Source organism: Cypionkella sp. (assembly GCF_028290025.1).
GTDB lineage: Bacteria > Pseudomonadota > Alphaproteobacteria > Rhodobacterales > Rhodobacteraceae > Cypionkella.
In genome coordinates this window covers 1-22,029 of sequence record NZ_JAQGKQ010000095.1, presented here as the reverse complement: position 1 = coordinate 22,029, position 22,029 = coordinate 1, and the positions used below count along the sequence as shown (strand labels likewise).

17 protein-coding genes are annotated in these 22,029 nt (G+C 59.1%); 10 read left to right on the top strand and 7 right to left on the bottom strand.

The genetic code is table 11. The features are described 5' to 3' along the window. Nucleotides 1–3: 3 nt before the first annotated feature. Both JWS10_RS17120 and JWS10_RS17115 read right to left on the bottom strand, forming a co-directional pair. Nucleotides 4–507, bottom strand: a complete 504-nt coding sequence (locus JWS10_RS17120; protein WP_299509026.1) for a phosphatidylglycerophosphatase A — start codon at nt 505–507, stop codon at nt 4–6. Beyond that, complete coding sequence (locus JWS10_RS17115) at nt 504–1,628, bottom strand: bifunctional 2-C-methyl-D-erythritol 4-phosphate cytidylyltransferase/2-C-methyl-D-erythritol 2,4-cyclodiphosphate synthase (protein WP_299509025.1); 1,125 nt, start codon at nt 1,626–1,628, stop codon at nt 504–506. The genes JWS10_RS17120 and JWS10_RS17115 overlap by 4 nt, the downstream gene beginning before the upstream one ends. A gap of 193 nt (nt 1,629–1,821) precedes the next feature. On the opposite strand from JWS10_RS17115, the gene dusB reads away from it, so the two are divergent. From dusB to hflX, 7 genes are all read left to right on the top strand, one after another. Beyond that, nucleotides 1,822–2,814, top strand: coding sequence for a tRNA dihydrouridine synthase DusB (gene dusB, locus JWS10_RS17110; RefSeq protein WP_299509024.1), 993 nt, complete (start codon nt 1,822–1,824; stop codon nt 2,812–2,814). Then, nucleotides 2,811–3,896, top strand: a complete 1,086-nt coding sequence (locus JWS10_RS17105) for an ATP-binding protein (RefSeq protein ID WP_299509023.1) — start codon at nt 2,811–2,813, stop codon at nt 3,894–3,896. The genes dusB and JWS10_RS17105 overlap by 4 nt, the downstream gene beginning before the upstream one ends. Further along, nucleotides 3,897–5,264: a response regulator gene (locus JWS10_RS17100; protein ID WP_299509022.1), complete on the top strand. Its 1,368-nt coding sequence runs from the start codon at nt 3,897–3,899 to the stop codon at nt 5,262–5,264. 91 nt (nt 5,265–5,355) lie between these two features. Beyond that, nucleotides 5,356–7,617, top strand: coding sequence for a PAS domain-containing sensor histidine kinase (locus JWS10_RS17095; RefSeq protein ID WP_366943552.1), 2,262 nt, complete (start codon nt 5,356–5,358; stop codon nt 7,615–7,617). Continuing rightward, nucleotides 7,617–9,014, top strand: coding sequence for a sigma-54 dependent transcriptional regulator (locus tag JWS10_RS17090; protein WP_299477458.1), 1,398 nt, complete (start codon nt 7,617–7,619; stop codon nt 9,012–9,014). The genes JWS10_RS17095 and JWS10_RS17090 overlap by 1 nt, the downstream gene beginning before the upstream one ends. A gap of 151 nt (nt 9,015–9,165) precedes the next feature. Continuing rightward, a complete protein-coding gene (gene hfq, locus JWS10_RS17085) occupies nt 9,166–9,399 on the top strand; it encodes an RNA chaperone Hfq (protein WP_054006118.1) in 234 nt (77 codons plus the stop codon). 47 nt (nt 9,400–9,446) lie between these two features. Beyond that, a complete protein-coding gene (gene hflX, locus JWS10_RS17080; protein ID WP_299509061.1) occupies nt 9,447–10,745 on the top strand; it encodes a GTPase HflX in 1,299 nt (432 codons plus the stop codon). Nucleotides 10,746–10,773: 28 nt separating this feature from the next. On the opposite strand, the gene JWS10_RS17075 is transcribed toward hflX, so the two are convergent. After that, nucleotides 10,774–13,257, bottom strand: a complete 2,484-nt coding sequence (locus JWS10_RS17075; protein ID WP_299509021.1) for a penicillin acylase family protein — start codon at nt 13,255–13,257, stop codon at nt 10,774–10,776. Between the two features lie 78 nt (nt 13,258–13,335). Between JWS10_RS17075 and JWS10_RS17070 the strand changes: the two genes are divergently transcribed. Continuing rightward, nucleotides 13,336–14,196 (top strand): NAD(P)-dependent oxidoreductase, encoded by an 861-nt coding sequence (locus JWS10_RS17070; protein WP_299509020.1) that lies wholly within the window; start codon nt 13,336–13,338, stop codon nt 14,194–14,196. A 102-nt stretch (nt 14,197–14,298) separates the two neighbouring features. Here JWS10_RS17070 and JWS10_RS17065 read toward each other — a convergent pair whose 3' ends face one another. Both JWS10_RS17065 and hemB read right to left on the bottom strand, forming a co-directional pair. After that, the gene (locus JWS10_RS17065) at nt 14,299–14,865 is read right to left on the bottom strand and encodes a YSC84-related protein (RefSeq protein ID WP_299509019.1); all 567 of its coding nucleotides are present in this window, start codon (nt 14,863–14,865) and stop codon (nt 14,299–14,301) included. A gap of 85 nt (nt 14,866–14,950) precedes the next feature. Beyond that, nucleotides 14,951–15,961: a porphobilinogen synthase gene (gene hemB / locus JWS10_RS17060; protein ID WP_299509018.1), complete on the bottom strand. Its 1,011-nt coding sequence runs from the start codon at nt 15,959–15,961 to the stop codon at nt 14,951–14,953. Between the two features lie 140 nt (nt 15,962–16,101). Here hemB and JWS10_RS17055 point away from each other — a divergent pair, with 140 nt between their 5' ends. Together JWS10_RS17055 and mfd are read left to right on the top strand one after the other, a co-directional pair. Then, nucleotides 16,102–16,626, top strand: coding sequence for a component of SufBCD complex (locus JWS10_RS17055; protein WP_299509017.1), 525 nt, complete (start codon nt 16,102–16,104; stop codon nt 16,624–16,626). A 3-nt stretch (nt 16,627–16,629) separates the two neighbouring features. Continuing rightward, nucleotides 16,630–20,088 carry a transcription-repair coupling factor gene (gene mfd / locus JWS10_RS17050; protein ID WP_299509016.1) on the top strand — a complete coding sequence of 1,153 codons (3,459 nt, stop codon included), beginning with the start codon at nt 16,630–16,632 and terminating at the stop codon, nt 20,086–20,088. Between the two features lie 60 nt (nt 20,089–20,148). Here the strand turns inward: mfd and JWS10_RS17045 are convergent, their stop codons facing one another. Together JWS10_RS17045 and JWS10_RS17040 are read right to left on the bottom strand one after the other, a co-directional pair. Continuing rightward, the gene (locus JWS10_RS17045; protein WP_299509015.1) at nt 20,149–21,345 is read right to left on the bottom strand and encodes a multidrug effflux MFS transporter; all 1,197 of its coding nucleotides are present in this window, start codon (nt 21,343–21,345) and stop codon (nt 20,149–20,151) included. After that, on the bottom strand, nt 21,346–22,005 hold the full coding sequence (locus JWS10_RS17040; protein WP_299509014.1) for a DsbA family oxidoreductase: 660 nt from the start codon (nt 22,003–22,005) through the stop codon (nt 21,346–21,348). Nucleotides 22,006–22,029 lie beyond the last annotated feature (24 nt).

The window sequence follows — 22,029 nt, the reverse complement described above, 5'->3', positions numbered from 1 at the left end:
GGTTCACCTCATCAAGATCAGCGGGATATGATACGCCGCAGCCGCGAGAATAGTCGCAATGCCAGCAAACAACCCCGCCAACAGATCGTCAAGCATCACCCCTGCTGGATCGTGGCGGCGATCAGCCCGGCCAATGATCCAAGGCTTCCAGATGTCAAACAGACGAAAGAACAAAAACGCCGCAATCGGGGCAGGGTAGGGTAAAAACCCCTCATGCCCGCGTCCCCAGAACGCCGCTGACGAAAACAGCAGCGCAATCCACTGGCCCGCCACTTCATCAATCACGAACTCGGACGGATCGAGGCTTGGGGTGTCGCGCAACTCCACCCCAATCGCCCAAAACCCCAACGCCGTCACCGCAATCGTCGCCACCAACAGCGCCGGAAACCCCAGATAACGGTCGATCAGCAGCGCCATAATGACCGCCACGAGTGACCCCCAAGTGCCCGGAGCAGGCCGCAGCAGCCCCGCGCCAAACCAGATCGCCAGAACCCGAGAAACCCTCATCCCCGCACCAAAGCGCACGTCGCCATTGCGGCAATACCTTCCTCACGGCCGGTAAACCCCAAGCGTTCCGAGGTGGTCGCCTTCACCGAAATCCGCTCCACCGCGACCTCCATAATCACGGCTAAAGCCTCACGCATCGTCTCGGCATGGGGTCCGACTTTGGGCCGCTCACAAATCAACGTCACATCGCAATTCGCCAATGCAAAGCCCTTCGCCCGCGCCAATCGCATCGCATGGGCGAGGAAAATCTTGCTCTCAGCCCCTTTCCATTGCGGATCAGACGGCGGGAAATGTCGGCCAATATCGCCCTCGGCGAGCGCGCCATAGATCGCATCGCTCAAGGCGTGCATCCCCACGTCGGCGTCAGAATGACCGAGCAACGCGCGGCTATGCGGAACCTTCACCCCACACAGCCACACCCCATCACCGTCACAAAACCCATGCACATCAAAGCCGTTGCCCACCCGCAGATCCATCTGCCGCCCCTTTAAGATCGCCTCAGCCGATGCAAAATCGCCCGGAAAGGTCAGTTTCAGATTATCCTCGTCACCTGCCACGATAGCGACGTCCAAGCCAAACGCCCGCGCCACCGCCACATCATCGGCCGCATCCCCGGCATAAGCCCGATGCGCCGCAAGTATGCTGTCGAACCGAAACCCCTGCGGCGTCTGCGCCCGATACAACCCATCACGCGCCTGCACGCCGACCACCAGCCCAGCATCGCCCCGCCACAACGCATCCGTCACAGCCAAAGCCGGAGCCGCCCCATCCGCCTGATCGAGCGCCCCGATTACGCGGCCAATCACCGACGCAGATACCAAAGGCCGCGCGCCATCATGGATCAACACGCGCGAAACCCCTCGCCCCGCCAAAGCCTCCAACGCCGCCCGCACCGACTGCGTCCGTGACGCCCCACCCTCGACGATCACCACATCCAGCCCCAACGCCTCGGCCAGATCGCGATCCTCGGGATGCACCACCAGCACCCGCAACATGCCGTCAAACGCCGCCAACGCATGTGCCACCACCGCCCGCCCGGCCAACAGCTGCCATTGCTTCGGCACTCCGCCCCCGGCGCGCAGGCCGCGTCCGGCAGCGGTGATAATTGCGGCTGTCGTCATGCTGTTTCCTTTTGCACTTATCTAACCAAGGCCGCCCCGCCTGACAATCTGCCCCAAACCGATGCTTCTATGGTCGCGAAATGCAGCACTACCGCCCAATAATTGTGCATTGCTTAGAAATAGGGCATAAAGCGCACGACCAGCCCTTGGCGATCCCACAACCCAAGCGCATGTTCAATCCAAAGGAGCCGCAATGTCCCTATCTTTAGGCGCAATCTCTCTGCATCCCCCGGTGATTCTCGCCCCGATGGCGGGCATCACCGATCTGCCGTTTCGGCGGATGGTCGCACGCTTTGGTGCGGGCCTTGTGGTGTCGGAAATGATCGCGTCGGAAGAGGTGATGAAGGCGCAACCCCTCGCACGGGCCAGGGCGGAACTGGGGTTTGCCGAGGCAGCGACCTCGGTGCAACTGGCAGGCCGCGACCCCTATTGGATGGCCGAGGCCGCCCGCTATGTCGAGGCCCAAGGCGCTAAGGTGATCGACATCAACATGGGCTGCCCCGCCAAACGTGTGACGGCTTCGGGCGGCAACGGCGCTTGTGGCTCGGCGTTGCTGAAGGAACCTGAACTCGCCCTCGCGCTGATCGAGTCAGTGGTGAATGCCGTGACAGTGCCAGTCACCCTGAAAACCCGCCTTGGCTGGGACGATAACAGCCTCAACGCGCCGCAAATCGCCAAATCCGCAGAAGGCGCGGGGGTGCAGATGATCACCATCCACGGTCGCACCCGCTGTCAATTCTACAAGGGTCACGCCGATTGGGCCGCCATCGCCGCTGTCAAATCGGCGGTGTCAGTGCCGGTGATTGCCAACGGTGATATCATCGACATCGCCACCGCCCGCCAAGCCCTGACGCTGTCGCAAGCCGATGGCGTGATGGTCGGTCGCGGTGCCCAAGGTGCGCCGTGGCGTCTCGCTGAAATCGCCCACGCACTTTACGCCACCAGTGCGCCGCAAATCCCCGAAGGCGATGCGCTCGCCGATATGGTGATCGAGCATTACGATCACATGCTCGCTTTCTATGGCCAAGAACTCGGCATCCGCGTCGCCCGCAAACATCTTGGCTGGTATCTGGAGGTCGCCAAAATCACCACGAACCGCGACGCCATCCTCACCGCCACCACGCCCGCAACCGTCCGCGCCCTGATCCGCGACAGCTTCAGCGCAGCCCATGAGGTCGCCGCATGACCGATTTCAACGGCAACGCCCTGTGGGCCTCGCTGCCGCTTCCCGCGCTGCTGATCGGTCCGACCCGGTTGATCCTCGACGTAAATCCCCCGGCGGAAACCTTCCTGAACGCTTCCGCCAAAAGCCTCGTCGGCCAACCCTTGTTGGATCGCCTCAGCATCGACGCGCCGATGGAAGATGCGCTCGCCCGCGTCCACGCCCACGAATCGCCTTTGTTCATCGCCGAGGCTTACGTCACCACAGGCGAGCGTGCCCCGGTGCAATGCGCTCTGCAAATAGCACCGCTGCAAGACAGCCCGGGCAACGTGTTGCTACTGATTTCGCCGCGAGAAATCGCCGAACGCTTGGGCCGCTCGATGCAGGTGACTTCTGCCGCGAAATCCGCCATCGGCATGGCCGAAATGCTGGCGCATGAGATTAAAAACCCGCTCGCAGGCATTTCTGGTGCCGCACAACTGCTGGCAATGGGGCTTGGCCCCGAAGATCTGGAGCTCACCGATCTGATCGTCGAGGAAACCCGCCGCATCGTCAAACTGCTGGAACAGGTTGAGCAATTCGGCAACCTGCGCCCGCCAGCCCGGCGCGCCGTGAATATCCATGATGCGTTGGACCGCGCCCGCAGATCAGCTTTGGTCGGTTTCGGCGCGCATATGACCATCACCGAAGACTACGATCCGTCCTTGCCCGCAACTTTCGCCGACAATGATCAGCTGATGCAAGTCTTCTTAAACTTGTTGAAGAACGCCTCGGAAGCGGCTGGTTCTAAAGGCGGAAACATCAGGCTACATACGTTCTACGACCACTCGCTGCGCCGTCGTCGCAAAGACGGTTCCGGCTCCACTCTGCCGCTGCAAATAGAGATCATCGACAACGGCCCGGGCATCCCACCCGGTATCGCCAGCGATATATTTGAGCCCTTTGTCTCGGGCCGTGAAAACGGCACCGGCCTTGGTCTCGCACTGGTTTCCAAAATTATCTCCGACCATGAGGGCTGGATTTCGGTTGATTCCGCCCCCGGTCGCACAGTTTTTCGAATTTCCCTACCGCTCGCGCCCCGTGAGCTACCCGAGGAGTCCCACTAAATGGATGGCACCATTCTTGTCGCCGATGACGACCGCACCATCCGCACCGTTTTGACCCAAGCGCTGACCCGCGCCGGGTGTAAAGTGCATGCGACCTCCAGCCTGATGACGCTGATGCGCTGGGTCGAGGAAGGCAAAGGCGATCTGGTGATTTCAGACGTGATCATGCCTGACGGCAATGGTCTAGAGGCCCTGCCGCGCATCGCGCAACTGCGTCCCGGCCTGCCGGTGATCGTGATTTCGGCGCAAAACACCATTATGACGGCGATCCAAGCCGCTGAGGCCGAAGCGTTCGACTATTTGCCAAAACCGTTTGATCTGCCCGACCTGATGAAACGCTCGGCCCGTGCGCTGGACCTGAAACGCCACGCCCCGAAACCGAGCATGACGCCACGCGAAATGGGCGACGATCTGCCTTTGGTGGGCCGCACGCCCTCGATGCAGGCTTTGTATCGCCTCGTCGCCCGGGTGATGAACGCTGACTTGCCAGTGCTGATTTCCGGCGAGTCGGGCACCGGCAAATCGCTGATCGCGCGTGCCGTTCACGACTTTTCCGACCGCCGCAGCCAACCCTTCATCACCGCGCAAGCCACTGATCTTTCCGGCGTCGATGGCATTGCAACGCTGCTGGCCCGCTCGAAAGGCGGCAGTCTCGTGCTGGATGAGGTTTCCGATTTCGACGAAGACGCGCAAGCCCGTCTGGTGCGGATGCTTGACGTGATGGGCGACCACGCCCCGCGCATCATGGCAACCTCACAAGCCGATCTTGGCCAGAAAATGGAGGCCGGGGTTTTCCGCAAAGACCTGTTCTATCGTCTTGGCGGCGTCACCCTGCAAGTGCCGCCGTTGCGCGAACGCGTTGAAGACATCCCGCTGCTGGCCGAGCATTTCCTGGCCCGCGGTGAGCGTGACATGGGCCTGCAACGTCGTCTTTCGCCCGAGGCGATGGCTATCGTGCGCGCCTATCCATGGCCCGGCAACGTCCGCCAATTGGAAAACCTGTTAAAACGCCTGCTTGTCACCGCGACCGAGCCGGAAATCTCCAAAGCCGAAATCGAGCAAGCCTTGGGGGCCACCCAACCCGTGCAAATCAGCCGGGCAGGCGGCATGGATGGAGAGAAACTTTCCGCCTCCGTGGCGCGACATTTACAGCGCTATTTCGACCTGCATGGCGGCCAACTTCCGCCTTCAGGCGTCTACGACCGAATTTTGCGTGAGATGGAGATCCCTTTGATCGAAATCGCCCTTGATGCCACGGGCGGTAATCAAGCCAAATGTGCTGATCTGCTGGGCATCAATCGCAATACCTTGCGTAAGAAGATCACAGACCTCGATATCCGCGTGACACGGCGGCGTAAGCTGATGTAAAACCGCCACAGGCTAAATGCTTTGCGCGTGACGTGGCGCGTAAAGCACAAGGCTGTGGCGGGGGCGACACTCCCGCGAGTTTGGGGGATACGTGCAAGGCGCTCACCGCAGTCTGACATGGGCAAAACTGGCGCGCCTGCGCCGGATGCGGCGTGTGCAAAACGGCCTCACTTTCGGCTTAGTGTTTCTCGGCCCCATGCTGGCGGTGGCGACGTTTCTGGCGCTGCGACCGCTCAGCCTTGAAGCTTCATCGCCGATATTGCGGCTGATTCTGCTCGCCGATCTGATCTATGTTCTGCTGGTCGCCAGTCTGGTGCTTGCCCGCGTGATGCGGATGATCGCCGACCGCCGCTCCCAGTCCGCAGGCTCGGCACTGCATCTGCGCCTGACCGGAGTGTTCACCTTCGTGGCCTTGGTGCCGACGATTCTGGTCGCGGTTTTCGCGGTTTTAACGGTTAATCTAGGGTTGGAAGGCTGGTTTTCCGAGCGCGTTCGTAACGTCGTCTCAGCTTCGCTGACCGCTGCCCAAGCCTATGAGGATGAACAAACCAAAGCACTAAAAGACGATTCTTCTGCCTTAGCTGCCTTCCTTAACCTAGCCAAACAAAAGACTTTCTTCCTCAAAGACGATCAGGTGCGGCCGATCTTGACACAAGGTCAGGCCGCCATTCAACGCGGCATGAAAGAGGTGTTCCTGATCGACGGCGCTGCCACTCTGAAGACCCGTGGTGAGCGTTCATATCTGTTCGATTTTGAACCGCCAAAGCCTGAAGAACTCGCCCGCGCTAAAGAGGGCGAGGTGGTGGTGATTCAAGATTGGAACAACGACGAATTCCGCGCGTTGGTGCATCTCGATGCCTTTGCCGACCGCTATCTTTACGTTTCGCGCAAGGTTGATGGCGGTATTCTGTCGCTGCTGGATGAGACCAAAGAAAATGTGCGGCTTTATCAACAGCTTGAGTCCGACCGTGGCACCATGCTGTTCAACTTCGGCCTGCTCTACATTGGGTTTGCGCTGATCCTCGTGCTGGCGGCGGTCTGGCTTGGCTTATGGTTCGCCGAACGTCTCAGCCGTCCGGTTGGCCGCTTGGCCTATGCCGTGGGCCGCGTCAGTCAGGGCGACCTTGACGTGCAGGTGATCGAGGAAGACGGCGATGACGAGATCGCCACTTTGTCCCGTGTTTTCAACCAGATGACCCATCAACTTAAAGGGCAACGCGAAGCACTTTTGCTGGGTCACCGCCAAACCGAGCAACGCCGCCGCTTGTTCGATTCTGTGCTCTCTAACGTCACCGCTGGCGTTATCGGTCTGGACGCCGAGGGTCAGATCGACTTTGCCAATCGCGCTGCCGAGCGTCTATTGGAACTTACCGATGGTGCCGCTGCGATCCCGCTTGCCGCCGCTGTGCCGGAATTTGCGGCACTTTTTGACCGTCTGCGCCATGTTGGCGGCTCGGCTGTGCAAGAGGAGGTCCGTCTCACCCGCAAGGGTAAACTGGAAAGCTTGCTGGTCCGCATGTCGGTGCGCCGCAGCGATTCCGGCAGGTTAGAGGGCTTCGTTGTCGCCTTTGACGACGTGACCGAGCTTGTCTCGGCGCAGCGCATGGCCGCTTGGGGCGACGTCGCGCGCCGTATCGCACATGAGATTAAGAATCCGTTGACGCCAATCCAACTTTCCGCCGAACGTATCAAACGAAAGTTTCGCTCTCAGGTGCAAAACCCCGAAGATCTCGATCAGTATACCGAAGTAATTGTGCGCCAAACCAATGACTTGCGCCGCATTGTTGACGAGTTTTCCAAGTTTGCCCGGATGCCAGAGCCTGACCGACGTGAGACTGATCTGACGGCTTTGCTGCGCGCCGCAGTGATGTTGCAGGAAAACGGCCAGCCCGATGTCACCTTCCGAAGGGATCTGGTGCAGGGTCCGTTAATGATGGAACTCGACGGCACGATGATCGGACAAGCGCTGACCAACCTCATTAAGAACGCAGGAGAAGCCATTGAAACCTTGCACGAAAAGACACAACCAGAAGACCATAAGCCAGAAATTCGTGTCAGCCTGACCGCCGATGACACCGAAGCCGTGATCCGGATCATGGATAACGGCACGGGCCTGCCGCCCGACCGTGCGCGGCTGTTTGAACCCTACGTCACCACCCGCGAGAAGGGCACTGGCCTCGGCCTGCCCATCGTGAAGAAAATCATTGAAGAACATGGCGGTACGCTGACTTTAGAAGATGCGCCCGTCTTTGAAAACAACGCCCACGCCGGGGCTATGGCAGTGATCCGTCTGCCACGAGCGCCGCGCAAACGGGGGCAACGCAACATGGCCACAACCGGCCAGGGGGGATAATGAGCAATATTCTGATCGTTGATGACGAAAAAGACATCCGTGAACTGATCGGCGATATTCTGAAGGACGAGGGCTATACCATTCGTCTTGCAGCAAATTCCGACGATTGCATGACCGAAATCAATGCCGAGGCACCCAGTCTGATGATCCTCGACATCTGGCTGAAAGACAGTCGGATGGACGGCATCGACATTCTCAAAACCGTCAAGCGCGACAACCCGGATATTCCGATCGTCATTATCTCGGGGCACGGCAACATTGAGATCGCTGTCGCTGCGATTAAACAGGGCGCTTATGATTTTATTGAAAAACCCTTCAACATTGATCAGTTGATGGTTGTGGTTTCACGCGCGATGGAGACCTCGCGCCTGCGCCGGGAAAACGCCGATCTGCGCCGTCGCGATGTCAGCGCGTCTGAGATGATTGGATCAAGTCCGTCGTTTAGAACATTGAAATCACAGCTGGAAAAGGTAACCAAGTCCAATGGACGTGTGATGCTCGCAGGCCCTGCGGGGTCGGGCAAAGAGATGGCCGCGCGCTTCATCCACTCCAATTCCAACCGTGCCTCGGCGCCGTTCATCTCGGTATCTTCCGCGACGATTGACGCCGACCGGATGGAGGACGTGCTGTTTGGTCGGGAAACCGCTGACCGGGGTGTCGAAAAAGGACTGTTAGAACAGGGCCATGGCGGCGTGGTTTACTTTGACGAAGTGGCCGAAATGCCGCTCGGCACGCAATCGAAAATCCTGCGCGTGCTCACCGATCAGCAATTCACCCGTGTCGGTGGCGCTGATAAAGTGCGGGTTGATTTGCGGGTAATTTCCTCAACCAGCCGTGATTTGCGCACCGAAATCGCCGCGGGTCGCTTCCGGCAAGAACTCTATGATCGCTTGAATGTTGTGCCAATCGCTGTGCCATCTTTGGCAGAGCGCCGCGAAGATATTCCAGAGTTAACAACGACTTTCGTCGAGATGTTCCACCGAACGCAGGGGCTTCCGCTGCGCAAATTGACCGAGGAAGCCGAAGCCATGCTGCAAACCATGCAGTGGCCGGGCAACATCCGGCAGTTGCGCAACGTGATCGAGCGCGTGCTGATCCTTGGCGATGGTTCGGGTCCGATCGAAGCGCGCGAATTGCCGGGGCAAGAGACGCCGACCGATACCGGCGGCCGTATGGTGCTGGGGGGCGCTATGGCAACGTTGCCGTTGCGCGAAGCGCGTGAAGTGTTTGAGCGCGAATATCTTTTGACCCAAATTAACCGGTTTGGCGGCAACATCAGTCGCACCGCTGGTTTCGTTGGCATGGAGCGGTCGGCGTTGCATCGCAAGCTGAAATCGCTTGGCGTGGTCACCACCAGTAAATCCGGTGGGCGCGGCGATGAGGATGACGACGCGTAGCCGCACTGTTGCACAAAGAATCCAAATCGGGAACGAAGGCCGCGATTCGCGCGTTTTCCGCTGGAATATGGCGACTTTGCGAGACATACTTCATCACCAAGGCGTTCTAAGGCGCGCTTTTCGATGCGACTGGCGATAAGGATAAGAAAAAATGGCCGCAGACAAACAGAATTTGCAAGATGCGTTTCTCAATCACGTTCGGAAATCCAAAGTTCCCGTGACGATTTTTTTGATTAACGGCGTGAAATTGCAAGGCGTGATCACATGGTTTGACAACTTCTGCGTGCTTTTGCGCCGTGACGGTCAGTCGCAACTGGTGTATAAACACGCGATCTCAACGATCATGCCGGGTGGCCCTGTTAACCTTTATGAAGGTGAAGACTGATTTCTGATCTTCCAGAAGACGATGATTGGCCATTTGAAAATGGCAGGATCGACGCCCATGAGACGGCGGCGGCACCGACACGCGCTTATGTTTTGCACCCCGATTTAAAGTCGGTCAAGTCGCGTCGTTTGCCGGAACATGGGCTCGCAGAGGCCGTGAGCTTGGCGGCCGCACTGCCGGGGTTGCAGGTCTTGGGCGCGGAAGTCGTTCGACTGCCGCGGGTTCAGCCCGGTACTTTGTTCGGTTCGGGCAAGGTCGAAGAACTCAAGGCCACGATGAATGGTTTGGAAATTGATCTGGTGCTGGTCGATGGTCCTGTAACGCCTGTGCAGCAGCGCAATCTCGAAAAAGAGTGGGGCGTCAAGCTGTTAGACCGCACAGGTCTAATCCTTGAAATCTTCGCGGACCGCGCTCGCACCCGGGAAGGCGTGCTGCAAGTGGAACTTGCTGCGCTGTCGTACCAACGTACAAGACTGGTGCGGGCATGGACTCACCTTGAGCGTCAGCGTGGCGGTTTCGGTTTTGTCGGCGGGCCGGGTGAGACGCAGATCGAGTCTGACCGTCGCGCGATTGACGATCAGGTCATTCGCCTCAAACGCCAGCTTGACCGGGTGGCGAAGACCCGCGAATTGCACCGCGCCTCGCGCCGTAAGGTGCCGTTCCCGCTGGTGGCTTTGGTCGGCTACACCAATGCTGGAAAATCGACGCTCTTTAACCAAATGACCGGCGCCGATGTGATGGCAAAGGACATGTTGTTCGCAACGCTAGACCCCACAATGCGCGGCGTTACGTTGCCAGCGCTGGATGGCGGCTTGGGGCGCAAAGTGATCGCCTCTGACACCGTCGGCTTCATATCTGAGCTGCCGACGCAATTGGTTGCGGCTTTCCGCGCCACGTTGGAAGAGGTGCTCGAAGCCGATCTGATCCTGCATGTCCGCGATATCAGCCATCCGGAATCCGCTGAACAGGCGGCCGATGTTGCCGATATATTAACCTCGCTTGGCGTTAATAAAGCTGTGCCGATGTTTGAGGTGTGGAACAAACTCGACCTCGTTGATGCCAACCAGCGTGAAGCACTGGAGGTGCAAGCTACCAACCGCGCCGGAGTTTTTCCGGTATCAGCGTTAACCGGCGAAGGCATTGCAGCGCTTCTGCATGCGATATCAACCGCGTTCGATGAGGAAAAAACCACTAGCGTGTTAGAGTTGAAGTTTTCCGAGGGCAAACGCCGCTCATGGTTGCATGGCGAGGGTATCGTGCAAGACGAAACCCAGGACGAAGCAGGGTGGCGCATCACTGTGCTGTGGACTGCAAGACAACAGGGTCGCTACCGAGAGTTCAGCTGACACCTTAACTTAGCCCCTCAACTCATTGTTACTGCACCGCTTCCGGCGTTAGATGTGTCACGCCTACCGCGCCCGCCCGGGCCAATTCCGGGTCGAGTGACATCGGTATATACTCGCCGCGGCGCCACAACTCCGACAAATCATCGTAGAACCGCGACAGCGGATGCCCCGATTGCCCGGTGGCCTGAATAAACACCGACGAATCTGGGTCAGCGAAGTCGTAGACCCCGCGGTAACCGCCGGCATGAACGTTCAAGTAGGGGTTCGGCCCGGTGCCTTTGGTGCGGCCGCGCAGTAAAGTTGTGTCGCCTCCGCTGGTCGATTGCCGGATATTGACGAAGTAACGCAGCACCGGAACCTCGCCCAAAACCGGGTGATCATGGGTCGCTTGATGCGCGTCACCCCAGCGCCAGCTTTCGAGGTTCGGGCCGTAAGTCTCCGATAACTCTAGTAAAGCTTGATCCAGAGCCATCCGCGCTATCTCACTACAGGTCTCAACCGCAGCCGATTGCACCACATCGCACCACACCGAAGCGCCGCCGACGTTGCGATACACCCGTTCGATAAACACCGGCTCGGGGTGGGTGAATTGATCGGCGAGCGGGCCGATTTCATCGCGGGTCAAACGGTCTTGCAGCGCGCGCAGCCAAGCCTCGGCAATCAGCGGTTCGGGTAGATGTTCGTTCATCTCACCGTTCCATTTTGCCATCAAATCCAGCGCCTTCTGCCGTAAACGCTCTGGCGTGCCTTCGGGGGCTGCCTCACCGGTAAACCATAAATCCGCGCCGATCAGCGGCAGCAGATTGCGCGCGGTGGGGCTTACGGTATCAAGCTGCGCCTCGATAAAGCTGTCGCGAGTATGCACCTCACGGGTCTTCATCAGCGCCAGCCACCGCTGAATCCGCTGGGTATCACCCCATTCAAAACTGACATGCAGCGGGAAGGGGCGATCAATGGTTTTATTGTTGGTATTGCCCAGCAAGCCACTGGTGGGGTTCACGAATCTCGGATTATCCTCGTAGGGCAACATGCCCGTCCAACGGTTCTTGCCTTGCCAACCAGGCGCCGGCATCCGGCCTTGCGTCGCGTTGTCAGGATCGCGCGCGGGCATCGCGCCGATGGTTTGCAGCGCAATGCCGTTGGCATCCGCCAGCATCAGATTTTGCGAGGGGGCTACAAACAGCTTGCCCGCCTCGATCGCCTCATCAACCGAGCCCGCCGACATCAACTGCATCGCCGCCGTCATCGACGTGTCCGCCCCCGAAAGCGCCGTCCATTCCAGCGCCGCCACCGACCCGGCAGGGGTGATAGAGGCCAAATCATAATGCGTGCCCGGCAAAATCGGCCCCGCTTCCGACCAACGCAGCGTCAACGTCACCGGATCTTCGCCCTTGATGTTCAAAATTGTCTGCCGTGAGGTGAACTTTTTAGGCCCCTCGGGCGTGAGATATTCCTGCGCATTGGCCGGGTTCAATCGCTCAATAATCACGTCCTGATCGTCGAGATAAGACGAGGTCAGACCCCAGCCCAAACGCTCGGATCGCCCGACCAGCACCAGCGGCATCCCCGGAATCGTGCCGCCAATCACCCCGCCAGTCGGCAGTTGCAGCCGCGCCAGATACCAAATCGACGGCGCGGTCAGCCCAAGATGCGGGTCGTTGGCAAGCAGACTGCCGCCCGCCGCAGCCTTACCCGGCATTGCCGCCCAAGCGTTGGAGGCACCGGCAAAATCGCGGCTGTGGAACGGCGAAAGCGGCGCATCAATATAGGCCATCTGAGTCTTTGCACCCGGAAAAGCCGCCGGAAAGGCACCGGGCATCAGGCTGGCATAATCGGGCAGAGCGGCGACACCTTGCCCCGGATCATCCGGCAAAATATCCGACAATCGCGCCGCTGGCAGCACCAGCGACATCTGCGCCCGCAGCACTTCATCGTCCAAATGCGACGATAATTGCAGCGCCATCAGCTTTAGAATTGACAGGGAGTCCGCGGGTGACCACGCAGCGATCTCATTGGAAAAGAAGAAAAACTCTGGCGCGCCACGTCCACGCGCACCTGAATTAACTTGCGATATCCAAGAGTTAACTCCCGCCGCATAGGCTTCAAGCGCTAAAGTTGTACGTTCGTCCTGCACCTTTACCGACTGTTTCGCCGCCGTATAAATATCCAGCCGCCGCACCAACTCGTCGATCTTCACCGTGCGCGCGCCAAAAATCTCGGACAGACGACCTTGGGCCGTGCGCCGCAGCATGGTCATCTGCCAAAGCCGATCTTGCGCATGGGCAAACCCCAGTGCGAAATAGACATCTGCCTCGGTCTTGCCGAAAATATGCGGCACGTCATTGTTGTTGCGCACAATCTCAACCGGGGCGGTGATGCCCTTTAGGGTGAAATCTTCATTATAGTCGGGCAGGCTTCGGGTCAGCACATAATAGACCAAAAAACCTACCAAAATCGCCAAAGCAATCAGCCCGGTGAAGATGCGCATAAGCCAGCGAAAGGCAGTCAACATCGGCGGATCCCTTGACGGCAGCGGTTCGTTGCCTTCCTAGTCGAAAGCCAGAATAGGGGCAATGCGGGGCGAAAGATCATGGCGAAACTGGCATTTCTCGGCCTTGGGGTGATGGGCTATCCGATGGCGGGGCATTTGGCTGCCAAAGGTCATCAGGTGGTTGTTTATAACCGCAATCCGGCCAAATCGGCGGCTTGGGTCGCCCAACATGGCGGCGCTTCGGCACCGACCCCGCGCGAGGCCGCGATGGGTGCCGAATTTGTGATGGCCTGCGTCGGCAATGACGACGATCTGCGCTCGATCTGCCTTGGTGACGATGGTGCATTCGCGGGCATGAAACACGCGATCTTCGTCGATCACACCACGGTTTCAGCCTTGGTCACGCGAGAGCTCTCAGCGATTGCCACGGCGCAAGGTCTTGGTTTCATTGATGCTCCGGTTTCGGGCGGGCAAGCGGGTGCGCAAAACGGTGCGCTGTCGGTGATGTGTGGCGGCGCGCAAGCCGACTACGACAAAGCCGAGCCGGTGATCGCAGCCTATGCCCGGATTTGCCGACGTTTGGGCGACAGTGGGGCAGGGCAACTGGCAAAAATGATGAACCAAATCGCCATCGCCGGGCTGGTGCAGGGTCTGGCAGAGGCTTTGGCTTTCGGCGAGAAAGCGGGCCTAGATGGTGCTGCGGTGGTTGAGGTGATCAGCCAAGGCGCTGCGGGATCCTGGCAGATGGCGAACCGTCACAAAACCATGCTTGAGGGCAAATTCGATCACGGTTTTGCGGTGGATTGGATGCGCAAAGATCTGAAAATCTGTCTCGAAGCGGCAGATCAGATCGGCGCAAGCTTGCCTGTGACCGCTTTAGTCGATCAGTTCTATAAAGACGTGCAACGGATGGGCGGCAATCGTAACGACACCTCAAGCCTGATCCGGCGGCTGAAGTAGGCAAGCCTAAAACACCACGCATAAAAGGGTTAACGAGCCGATGTCCGGAACCGCTAACCCTTTGATCTGAAACGCACGGGCAAGCTGCCCGCGCGTGGCGGCCTAAACGATGATCCGGGTATATTTCACGCCCGAAAGCGTCGCCCCCGCCATCAAGCCTTGCTGGCCGAACACGAAAGCGATCACTGGATCAAGCTCGGTGGTCTCTTTGCCAATCGAGCCGCCTTCGTCTGGCGTCGCATAGCGAATATCCGCACTGGCGGCCCAACCCGGCGAGCGCCGGAAATCCTGCAATGCCGCATCGGTGGTGAAAAACAGCATATGCGCATATTGCTGCGCGCCGATCTGAAAGCCGATCGAGGCTTTGGTCGCAGAGTAATAGTCCACCGTTGTACCGGCAATTTGCAACACGCCGCGTCCGTAAGCCCCGCCAAAGCCAAACCCGGCCTCGGTCACCAACGGCATCGTCAATATACCGCTGGCCCGGCTCGCCAACTGCTTGGTGCCGGGGAAGTTGTTGAACAAGTACATCTGGGTCTCACGCACCCGCGCATCAATTTGCGCCGCACCGTTCGAGCCAACGCCATTGCCCATCACAGTGTTTTGGCAGGCCGAAACCAAACCCACAGCGCCAAGCGCCATAAAGCCGCGTCTGGAAAATTCTGTCATATCCGCCCTCATGCCTCACAGGGGGTTCTTTGACCCCATTACGCGAACTTTAGCGCGGTTTATGGCAGTTGTCATCTGTCACCGCTCAAGCAAGCGCCGCTCCGCCCAACAACTGTGCCACGCGAGGGGCGAAATAGGTCAGCACGCCATCGCAGCCTGCACGCTTAAATGCCATCAGGCTTTCCAGCATCGCCTTGTCTCCGTCAATCCAGCCGTTAGCTGCCGCGGCCATGATCATCGCGTATTCGCCGGAGACTTGATAAGCGAAGGTCGGCGCGCCAAACATCTCTTTCGCCCGACGACAAATGTCGAGATAGGGCATCCCCGGCTTGACCATCACCATGTCAGCGCCCTCACGCAGGTCGCGCTCGATCAACCGCATCGCCTCATCGCCATTCGCCGGGTTCATCTGGTAGGTTTTCTTGTCGCCCTTCAGCGCGCCCGAAGCCCCCACCGCATCGCGGAACGGCCCGTAAAACGCGCTCGCATACTTCGCCGAATAGGACATGATCGCGACGTTGCTATGCCCATGCGCTTCCAACGCGCTACGCATTGCGCCAATGCGACCATCCATCATGTCTGATGGCCCCAGAATATCCGCGCCGGCCTCGGCCTGCACCAAAGCCATCTTAACCAACGCTTGAACGGACTCGTCGTTCAAGATGATACCATCGCGCACCAGCCCGTCATGGCCATCGGCGTTATACGGGTCCAACGCCACATCGGTCATCACCGCGATCTGAGGCACCGCCGCCTTGATCGCCCGGATCGCCCGATTGGTCAGATTGTCCGGGTTCCACGATTCTTCGCAGCCCTTGGTTTTCAGGCTGGCGTCGGTATAGGGAAACAAACATATCGCAGGGATCCCCCAATCTGCCGCCTGCTGCGCCGCTTTAACCACGTTATCCACCGACAATCGGTTGACGCCGGGCATCGACAGCACCGGCTCGCTGACGCCCTCACCGTCCCGCACGAACACCGGCCAGATCAAATCGCTGACCGTGAGGGTATTTTCCTGAACCAAGCTCCGCAGCGCGGGGCTTGCGCGCAAACGGCGAAAACGAGACTGCGGGGTCGGGGCAGAGATCGGGCGCATCGGTGTATCCTAAGTGGCAAAAAGGCTTGCGGTTGCTGGCTCTGCCTGACATGGAAAGAGCGGCGTCTCAAGCAGACATTAGAGCGCGGGCAAAGCATGGCCGCAAGCCAATGCAAAGCCAAAGACAGGAAGGGGCCGAGGTGAATTTGTATCAAGTCCTGTTTGAGTTGATCGACATGCGGTCGTTCTCAAATCTTTGGTATTGGATCATGCTGGCGGTGATGTGGTCGTCGGCCAGCCATTGGGTGCTGGGCGTGCCGTTCGATCTGATCAGCCGTGCGCGGCGTCAGGGCGGCGCATTGCAAGACGACCTAGAGGTTTTGGTGCGGATCAACACCGCCCGGATGCTCGATATCGCGCAAACCGCCGGGGTTTGGCTGGTAGCGTTCTTGGGCTTCATCCTCACGACCCTTCTGGTTCTGGCGGTCTATTACAAGATCGAATTCGCTCAGGCCGTGCTGTTTCTGCTGGTGCCAATGATTATCGTGTCGCTGCTTTCCCTGCGGACATCGCGTCTGATCAAGGCAGGCGAACATCAAGGTGACGCCTTGCACCGTCGCCTGATCCGTCACAGGATCGCCACGCAAGCCATTGGAGTCTTGTCGATATTTGTCACCTCTATGTTCGGCATGTATGTCAATCTCTACACCGGTGCGCTGGGGTAAGTCGTGGCGGCAGATCGCATCATCCTAGGCGGCGCGCCCGAGGGCTATGACGCCAAACTGCTGGCCCGCGAACTTGCGCGCGGTGCGCCGGTCATTCACATCGCTCGCGACGACAAACGACTTGAGGCCATGCGTGCGGCATTGGCCGTAACGGCACCCGAAACCGTGGTGCTCGATCTGCCCGCGTGGGATTGTCTGCCCTACGATCGCATCTCGCCCAATCCCGAAATTCTCGCCCGCCGTATGTCAACTTTGGCGGCCTTGGCGTCAGGTTTCAATGCGCCATTCGTGCTGCTCACTACCCTAAACGCCGCCATGCAGCGCCTGCCCGCCCGCGCCGTGATGCAAACCGCGTCTTTTGTGGCCCGTGTCGGTGATCGCGTCGATGAACAGCAACTCAAGGGTTTTCTGGCCCGAATGGGCTTCTCGCCAGTCTCTACCGTCGCCGAGCCGGGCGATTTCGCCATTCGCGGCGGCATTGTCGATATTTTCCCGCCCGGCGACGGCGGCCCGGTGCGCTTGGATTTCTTTGGCGATGTGCTCGACGGCGCGCGCCGCTTTGATCCCGTCACCCAACGCACCACCGAAAAGCTAAAAGCGGTTGAGTTCGCGCCGATGTCCGAGGTGATCTTGGACGATGCCGCGATTGCGCGCTTCCGCCAGAACTACCGCGTCGAGTTCGGTGCAGGCGGCTCCGACGATCCGTTGTATGAGGCGTTGTCCGCTGGCCGCAAGCATCAGGGCATGGAGCATTGGCTGCCGTTCTTCCACGCGGGGCTTGAGACGATTTTTGATTACTTGCCAAAGGCTTCCGTGCTTTTGGATGATCAAGTCACGCCTGCGCGCCTGTCGCGGTGGGAGGGTATCGCCGACCAATACGATGCCCGCCACGAGGCGATGAACGCCAAGGGCCGGATGGATTCGGTCTATAAACCCGTCGCCCCGGGCCTGTTATATCTCGACGATACCGCGTGGGAAGCAGCCACAGCTGATCACCGCGTCGTGCAACTGTCACCTTTGCCGCAAGCGCCGGGGCCGGGTGTTCTCGATGCTCAAGGCCGGATTGGCCGCAGCTTTGCGCCCGAACGTCAGCAAGAAAACATCAGCCTTTTCAGTGCTCTGGCCGCGCATATTAAAGTATTGTCTCAGGATGCACAGGTGGTCATTGCGTCTTGGTCCGATGGCGCGCGCGAACGCCTAAAGGGTCTGCTTGACGATCAGGGCTTGCTGGGTGCCCGCGAAATCAAAGACTTCCGCGATCTGCCCGAAGGCCGCGGTGGCCTCTATCTGATGATCTGGGCGCTCGAGGCGGGCTTTACCGCCCCCGGCCTTGCGGTAATCTCGGAACAAGACGTGTTGGGCGACCGTCTCGTCAGTAAACCCCGCAAGAAGCGCAAGGCGGATAACTTCCTGCGCGAAGTTGACACCCTCAGCGTCGGCGATCTGGTCGTGCATGTCGAACACGGCGTTGGCCGCTATCTGGGGCTCGAGACCATCACCGCCCTCGGTGCCCCACATGCTTGCGTCGCCTTGGAATATGCTGAAAACGCTAAGCTTTATCTCCCCGTCGAGAATATCGAACTGCTGTCGCGCTATGGCCACGAGGATGGTCTGCTTGACCGTCTCGGCGGCGGCGCATGGCAGGCGAAGAAGGCCAAACTCAAGCAACGCATCCGCGAGATCGCCGATAAACTTATGCGCATCGCCGCCGAACGGGCCTTGCGTCACGCCCCGATCTTGGAAGCGCCGCACTCGATATGGGAGGCTTTTGCCGCGCGTTTCCCCTATACCGAGACCGACGACCAGCTTTCCGCCATTAACGATGTGGTGGCCGATCTGGAAAAAGGCTCGCCGATGGACCGGCTGGTCGTGGGCGATGTGGGCTTCGGCAAAACCGAGGTTGCCATGCGCGCGGCGTTCGTGGCGGCACTTTCGGGGATGCAAGTTGCGGTGATTTGCCCGACGACATTGCTCGCCCGCCAGCACTACCGCAGCTTTGTCGAACGCTTCCGCGGCTTCCCGATCAACATCAAACCGCTCTCCCGATTTGTCAGCACAAAAGACGCCAACATCACCCGCACCGAAATGGCTGAGGGCCGCGTCGATATCGTCATCGGCACCCACGCTTTGCTCGCCAAAGCCATCCGTTTCAAAAATCTCGGCCTGTTGGTGATCGACGAGGAGCAGCATTTCGGCGTCACCCACAAGGAACGCCTGAAGGAAATGCGCTCGGAGGTTCACGTTCTGACCCTGACCGCCACGCCAATCCCGCGCACGCTGCAACTCAGCCTCACCGGTGTGCGAGACCTCTCAATCATCGCGACGCCGCCCGTCGATCGACTCGCGATCCGCACCTACATCTCCGAGTTCGACACCATCACCATACGTGAAGCCTTGCTGCGCGAACGCTTCCGGGGTGGTCAGAGTTTCTACGTCGTCCCGCGCATCTCCGACCTGCATGAGATTGAGGATTTCCTGAAAACCCAGGTGCCAGAGGTCAGCTATGTCGTAGCTCACGGCCAGCTTGCGGCGGGCGATCTGGACGCGCGGATGAACGAATTCTACGATGGCAAATATGACGTGCTGATCGCCACCAGCATCGTCGAATCCGGTCTGGATATCCCAAGCGCCAACACCATGATCGTGCACCGCGCCGATATGTTTGGTCTTGGACAGTTGTACCAGATCAGGGGCAGGGTAGGGCGGTCGAAGACTCGGGCCTATTGTTATTTAACGACAAAACCCCGCGCGCCGCTGACGCCGCAAGCGATGAAACGCTTGCGCTTGATGGGCTCACTCGACAGCCTCGGTGCGGGTTTCAACCTTGCGAGCCACGACCTCGACCTGCGCGGCGCGGGCAATCTGCTTGGCGAAGAACAGTCCGGCCATATCAAGGAAGTCGGCTACGAGCTGTATCAGGCGATGCTCGAAGACACGATCGCCAAGATCAAATCCGGCGAATTGCAGGGGCTTTCGGCGCTCGATGATCAATGGTCGCCGCAGATCAACCTTGGCGTGCCAGTGATGATCCCCGAGGCTTACATTCCTGATCTCGACATCCGATTGGGCCTGTATCGCAGGCTGTCCAGCCTTGCCACCAAGGTCGAACTCGAAGGTTTCGCGGCTGAGTTGATCGACCGCTTCGGCCCGATCCCGAAAGAAGTGAACACCCTCATGCTGATCGTCCGCATCAAGTCGATGTGCAAACGGGCTGGCATTTCGCGCATCGACGCAGGCACCAAAGGCGCTACCGTGCAATTCCACAACGACAAATTCGCAAACCCGGCGGGTCTGGTGGAGTTCATCAAGGCGCAAGGCCCGGCGGCGAAGATCAACGGCAACAAGATCGTGCTGATGGGTGAGATGAAGTCCGAATCCGACCGCATCAAGGGCGCGTTCAACATCGCCCGCGATCTGGCCGAGAAGGTTGTGAAGCCGAAAGGGCTGAACGCTAAAGCCTGAAGCAACCATGAAAAAGCGCGCCCGGACCAAGGGCGCGCTCAATATGATCGGCGTCTTAGATCAGCGCCGCACCAGTTGCATCAGCCCCAACGCGCCGGCGATAAACACCGCAGCCCCGGCCATCAGCGGCAAAGCCGTGCCGTCGAACATCTGCCCCACCGGAACCGCCAATATCACCGAGGCCACCGTTGCCACAGACGTCATCACCGACGCCGCCAACCCCGCAATATGGCCGACAGGCTCCATCGCCAGCGCGTTCAGGTTGCCCATCGTCATCGACATCATTGAAAACAGCCCAATGCTCCAGATGATATGCAGCGGAAACGCCAGCGGCTCCGGCATCAATCCGGTTGCAATCAGTACCAACAGCACCAAAGTCAGCGCCAACACACTTGCATAGGCAAACGTAATAACCGGACGCATCCCGATTTTCATCACCACCCGCGAGTTGATGATGCTGCCCGAAGCCGATCCCAAGGCGATGAAAGCAAACCACAACGGGAAGCTTTCGGCGCGGTCGAAGCGTTGCTCAAATATGCCCTGCATCGACGACAGGCTGGCGAACAACGCCGCCATCGTCAGCGTTTGTGCGGCGATAGAGATCACCACGATGCGGTGGGTAAACAATTCCTTAGTGGCCGCAACCAGCACAAAGAAATCCAGCGGGCGACGGTGTTCAACCGCCAAAGTCTCATGCTGGCGGGTGCCAAACCACAGCATGATCACCGCGACGATCAGGATATAAACCAGAAAAATGCTCTGCCAGCCCGCCAAAGCGATGATGCCTTGCCCCATCAACGGCGCCACGGCGGGCACCATGATGAACACCATCATCACAAAACTCATGATCTTGGCCATCTCGCGACCCTTGAACAGGTCGCGCATGATCGCCATCGACACCACCCGAGCCGCGGCCACCGACATGCCTTGCAGCACGCGGGCGATCAGCAATGTATCCAGCGAGTTGGCGAAATAGCAGGCCAAAGCCGTCAGCGCATACAGGCCAGCCCCGGCATAAATCACCGGCTTGCGGCCATAGGCATCCGACAACGGCCCGACAAACAGCGTCCCCAGCCCCATGCCAAACACGAAACTGGTAATCACCAACTGCGCGCGATTGGGTGCATCCGGCGACAAAGCCCCGGCAATTTGCGGCAACGCAGGCAGCATCGCGTCGATTGAGATCGCCACCATGGCAAATAAAGCGGCGGTCAGGGCAATGAACTCGCCCTGTGATATCCGTTTCGTCGGGGTCATTTACTTACTTTCTACTTCGCTACTCTCAGTGGACTTCGCCACCAATTCCTCAATCACCTGAGCCCAAACCTCGGGAGGCTGCGCACCAGAGACGACATATTGCTGTGCAATCAGAAAGGTCGGCACCGCCGTCACACCCTTTTTGCGCGCATCGACGTCGCGGGCGCGCAGATCGTCGATATCAGCATCCGTCGCCAGCAAACGCGCCACGGCCACAGGGTCCATGCCGATTTCCTCAGCAATATCACACAATTCCTCGCTGTCGCCAATGTCGCGACCATCGCGCCAATAGGCCCGGAACAAAGCCGAGACCATCGCCGCCTGCTTGCCCTCAATCCCAGCCCAATGGATCATCCGATGCGCGTTCATCGTGTTCGGCAGCATCTCGGGCTTGTCGGGGTCCATCGCCACCCCGGCTTCCTTGGCAATCTGGCGCAGCCGATCATGGATGGCATCGACCTTAGCCTCACCACCCAGACGCTTCGCCAGATACGCCCGTTTTTCAACGCCCTCAGGCGGCATATCGGGGTTCAACTGAAACGGATGCCAGGCGATCACAAACGGATGGTCGGCATGCGCCTCCAAAGCGCGGTCGAGATGGGCTTTGCCGATCAGACACCACGGGCAAACCGGATCAGAGAAAATATCAAGACGGATCATCGCAAAGCTCCGGCGCTAATAGGG

Coding starts and splice junctions, on each gene's coding strand:
- JWS10_RS17120 (WP_299509026.1), bottom strand. CDS start 507: ATGAGGGTTTCTCGGGTTCTGGCGATCTGGTTTGGCGCGGGGCTGCTG.
- JWS10_RS17115 (WP_299509025.1), bottom strand. CDS start 1,628: ATGACGACAGCCGCAATTATCACCGCTGCCGGACGCGGCCTGCGCGCC.
- dusB (WP_299509024.1), top strand. CDS start 1,822: ATGTCCCTATCTTTAGGCGCAATCTCTCTGCATCCCCCGGTGATTCTC.
- JWS10_RS17105 (WP_299509023.1), top strand. CDS start 2,811: ATGACCGATTTCAACGGCAACGCCCTGTGGGCCTCGCTGCCGCTTCCC.
- JWS10_RS17100 (WP_299509022.1), top strand. CDS start 3,897: ATGGATGGCACCATTCTTGTCGCCGATGACGACCGCACCATCCGCACC.
- JWS10_RS17090 (WP_299477458.1), top strand. CDS start 7,617: ATGAGCAATATTCTGATCGTTGATGACGAAAAAGACATCCGTGAACTG.
- hfq (WP_054006118.1), top strand. CDS start 9,166: ATGGCCGCAGACAAACAGAATTTGCAAGATGCGTTTCTCAATCACGTT.
- JWS10_RS17075 (WP_299509021.1), bottom strand. CDS start 13,257: ATGTTGACTGCCTTTCGCTGGCTTATGCGCATCTTCACCGGGCTGATT.
- JWS10_RS17070 (WP_299509020.1), top strand. CDS start 13,336: ATGGCGAAACTGGCATTTCTCGGCCTTGGGGTGATGGGCTATCCGATG.
- JWS10_RS17065 (WP_299509019.1), bottom strand. CDS start 14,865: ATGACAGAATTTTCCAGACGCGGCTTTATGGCGCTTGGCGCTGTGGGT.
- hemB (WP_299509018.1), bottom strand. CDS start 15,961: ATGCGCCCGATCTCTGCCCCGACCCCGCAGTCTCGTTTTCGCCGTTTG.
- JWS10_RS17045 (WP_299509015.1), bottom strand. CDS start 21,345: ATGACCCCGACGAAACGGATATCACAGGGCGAGTTCATTGCCCTGACC.
- JWS10_RS17040 (WP_299509014.1), bottom strand. CDS start 22,005: ATGATCCGTCTTGATATTTTCTCTGATCCGGTTTGCCCGTGGTGTCTG.